This is a genomic window from Streptomyces botrytidirepellens (assembly GCF_003721215.1).
Lineage (GTDB): Bacteria > Actinomycetota > Actinomycetes > Streptomycetales > Streptomycetaceae > Streptomyces > Streptomyces himastatinicus.
In genome coordinates, this window is the sequence record NZ_RIBZ01000602.1 from 1 (window position 1) to 4,042 (window position 4,042).

Annotated in this window: 1 protein-coding gene; it reads left to right on the forward strand. The window is 72.1% G+C overall.

Annotated features, from left to right (window positions below; all coding sequences use genetic code 11):
* Positions 1–4,042, forward strand: a 4,042-nt coding sequence (locus EEJ42_RS33530) for a type I polyketide synthase (RefSeq protein WP_123105807.1), incomplete at both ends; no start/stop codon positions are given.

A 4,042-nucleotide genomic window follows, 5' to 3' on the forward strand; every position in this document is an offset into this window, starting at 1 on the left:
GCATCACCACCCTCCACACCCACGGCGTCCGCCACTACCTCGAACTCGGCCCCGACGCCACCCTCACCACCATGGCCCAGGACAGCGTGACCGACGACGCCGACGACGCCGCGTTCATCCCTGTCCAGCACCGCGAGCGGGACGAGAACCACACGTTCCTCACCGCCCTGGCCACCGCACACACCCACGGCGTCCACGTCGACTGGACTCCCCTGATCGGCGAGTCCAGCACACCCACCGCGCTTCCCACCTACCCCTTCCAACGCCGGCGCTACTGGCTGGAGCGGCCCAGGCCCACCGCGGGTGCCGATGGTCTGGGGCTGACGGCGACGGGCCACCCGGTGCTGACCACCTTGGCCGAACTGCCCAATGGCGGCGGACACCTCTTCACCGGCCGCGTCTCCGGATCCGATCCCGCCTGGGTGGCCGAGCACGCCATCTTCGGCGCGATGATCGTGCCCGGTGTGGCCTTCGTCGATCTCCTCCTCCACGCGGCACGCCACGTGGACTGTGACCACATCGAGGAGCTCACTCACCACGTGTTCCTCGCCGTACCGGAGCGCGGCGCCCTCCAGCTGCGCGTGCTCGTCGAACCGGCGGACGACTCCGGGCGGCGCTCCCTCGCGGTCTACTCCCGGCCGGAGGACGCCCCGGCCGAGAACGAGTGGACCTGCCATGCCACGGGTGTGCTCGCGGCCCAGGAGCGGGAAGCACCCACCACGACCGGCGTGCTCACGGACGATGTCTGGCCCCCGGCCGCCTCGACCCCGATGGACACGGAGGAGTTCTACCGGCGGGTCACCGACGCGGGCTTCGGCTACGGACCGCTGTTCCGGGGGATGCGCGCGGCCTGGCGGGACGGGGACACCACGTACGCGGAAGTGTCCCTCCCCACGGACGCCGACCCCGGCGCGTACGGCATCCATCCCGGTCTGCTCGACTCGGCGCTCCAGCCGGCGGCGCTCGTCGCGGGGCGCGAGGCGGCGGAAGACGCCATCCGGGTGCCGTTCTCGTGGAGCGGCGTAACCCTCCACGCGACGGGGGCGAGCGCCCTGCGGATTCGTCTCATGTGGCCCACACCGGACACGGTGTCGCTGGTCATCGCGGATCAGACGGGTGCGCCGGTGATGACGATCGACGCCCTCATCATGCGATCGGTCGGCCCCGACCAACTCGCCGCCGCACGCGCCGCCGACGCCGGTGAGCTGTACGAGGTCGACTGGCTCGCCGTCCCGACGCCCGAGGAGGAGATACAGGGCACGGTCGAGGTCCCGCAGGACGCGGTGGCGCTCCCCACGGCGCAGCGGGACGACGACGCCACCGGGCCCGAGGTGTTCGTCACGTGGTGTGTCTCCGAGGACGACGAGAACGGCCCCGACCCGGCCCAGGCCACCCGCGACCTCACGCATCGCGTGCTCGGCCTCGTCCAGGCCGTCGTGTCCGATGACCGGCCGGACTCCCGTCTGGTGATCCTCACCAGGGGCGCGATGTCCACCGGGACGAGCGACGAGCCGACCGACCTGGCCGGAGCGGCGGTCTGGGGGCTGGTCCGCACCGCTCAGTCGGAGCACCCGGACCGGTTCACCCTGATCGACCTCGACGGCTCGGATGCCTCGCTGGGAGCCATCCCGGCGGCGCTCGCCACGACAGAACCCCAACTCGCCGTACGCGACGGTGCGCTCTTGGCCCCGCGTCTCGCCCGTACGGCCAACCTCGACACTCCCGACACCTCTCCGGCGCCGTTCACCCCGGACAAGACGGTGCTCATCACCGGCGGCACCGGCGCCCTGGGCACGCTCCTCGCCCGCCACCTGGTCGGCACGTACGGTGTCAGGAGGCTGCTGCTCATCAGCCGGAGCGGCCCGCAGGCAGGGAACACCCTCGCCGCGGAACTCGCCGAACTCGGCGCCGAGGTCACGATCGCGGCCTGCGACGCCGCCGACCGGCAGTCCCTGGAAACCCTGCTCGGGAGTCTGCCGGAGGAGCATCCGCTCGGTGCGGTGGTGCACTGCGCCGGGACTCTGGACGACGGCATCGTCACGGCGCTCGGTCCTGAGCGGTTCGACGGGGTGCTCCGCCCGAAGGTGGACGCCGCGTGGAACCTCCATCTGCTGACCCGGGACCTGGACCTGGACGCGTTCGTCCTGTTCTCGTCGGCGGTCGGTGTCCTCGGCTCTCCCGGGCAGGCCAACTACGCGGCCGCCAACAGCTTCCTGGACGGACTCGCCCAGCACCGCCGTGCGTGCGGGCTGCCCGCGACGTCACTCGCCTGGGGGCTGTGGGATCAGGGCGGCGGCATGGCCGGGACCCTCGATGAGCAGGACCGGGCGCGCATGAGCCGCAACGGGCTGCTGCCGATGCCCGCCGACCAGGCGCTCGCCCACTTCGACGCGGCGCTGGCGGCGGCCCCGGCCGTGGTGGTCCCGGCCAAGCTCGACCTCGCGGGCCTGCGTGCCCGCGCCACGTCCGCCCCCGTGGCGCCGATCTTCCGCGGCCTGGTCCGCACGCCCCTGCGCAGCGCGGCCCAGTCGGCCACGGCCGGAGCGGACGCGGGCGGCCTGCGGCAGTCGCTCGCGGGTCACCCCGAGCCCGAGCAGGACCGGATCGTGCTGGACTTCCTGCGCGGTCACGTGGCCACCGTCCTCGGACACGGCTCGCCCGACGCGATCGACCCCGCGCACTCGTTCAAGGACCTCGGCTTCGACTCGCTCAGCTCGGTGGAGCTGCGCAACTCGCTCAACAAGGCGTCCGGGATGCGCCTCCCCTCCACCCTGTTGTTCGACTACCCCACCCCCGCGGTGCTGGCGAGCTACATCCGTGGCGAGCTGGTGGGCAGCGGGCAGGCGGAGGCGACCGGCGCTCAGGTGGCCCGCCGCACCGCCCGTACCGCACCGGCGACGACCGACACGGTCGAGCCGATCGCGATCGTGGGCATGGGGTGCCGTTTCCCCGGTGGCGCGAGCACACCGGAGGAGTTGTGGCGGCTGGTGGCCGAGGGCCGCGACGCGGTCGGGGCGTTCCCCGACAACCGCGGCTGGGACGTCGAGAACCTCTATGACCCCGACCCCGACGTGCGCGGCAAGACCTACGTCCAGAAGGGCGGCTTCCTCTATGACGCCGACCGCTTCGACCCCGAGTTCTTCGGCATCACCCCGCGCGAAGCCCTCGCGCTCGACCCCCAGCAGCGCTTCCTTCTGGAGACCGCTTGGGAGACGTTCGAGGACGCGGGCATACGTCCCGACACCCTGCGCGGCAGCGACACCGGTGTCTTCGCGGGAGTGGCGGCGCAGGAGTACGTCTCGCTGACCCATCACGGCGGCGAACCCGTCGAGGGCTACCTGCTGACGGGTACGACGGCGAGCGTGGCGTCCGGGCGGGTGTCGTACACGTTCGGCTTCGAGGGCCCGGCGGTCACGGTCGACACCGCGTGCTCCTCGTCGCTGGTGGCGCTTCACTTGGCGTGCCAGTCCCTGCGGAGTGGCGAGTGCTCGATGGCCCTGGCCGGTGGCGCGACGATCATGGCGAATGCCGGGATGTTCCTGGAGTTCAGCCGACAGCGCGGGCTGGCGCCCGACGGCCGGGCCAAGTCCTACTCGGCGGCCGCCGACGGCACGATCTGGGCCGAGGGCGCGGGCATGGTCCTGCTCGAACGACTCTCGGACGCCGAGGCCAACGGACACACCATCTTGGCCGTCGTACGCGGCTCGGCGGTCAACCAGGACGGCGCCAGCAACGGCCTCACCGCGCCGAACGGTCCCTCGCAGCAACGCGTCATCAACGCCGCGCTGGCCAACGCCGGGCTCAACCCCGATGAGGTGGACGCGGTGGAGGGCCATGGCACGGGCACGACGCTCGGCGACCCCATCGAGGCACAGGCCCTGCTCGCCACCTACGGACAGAACCGCGACGAACCCCTGTGGCTGGGCTCCTTCAAGTCCAACATCGGCCACGCCCAGGCGGCGGCCGGTATCGGCGGCGTCATCAAGATGATCCAGGCCATGCGCCACGCCACCCTGCCCCAAACCCTCCACGTCGATGAGCC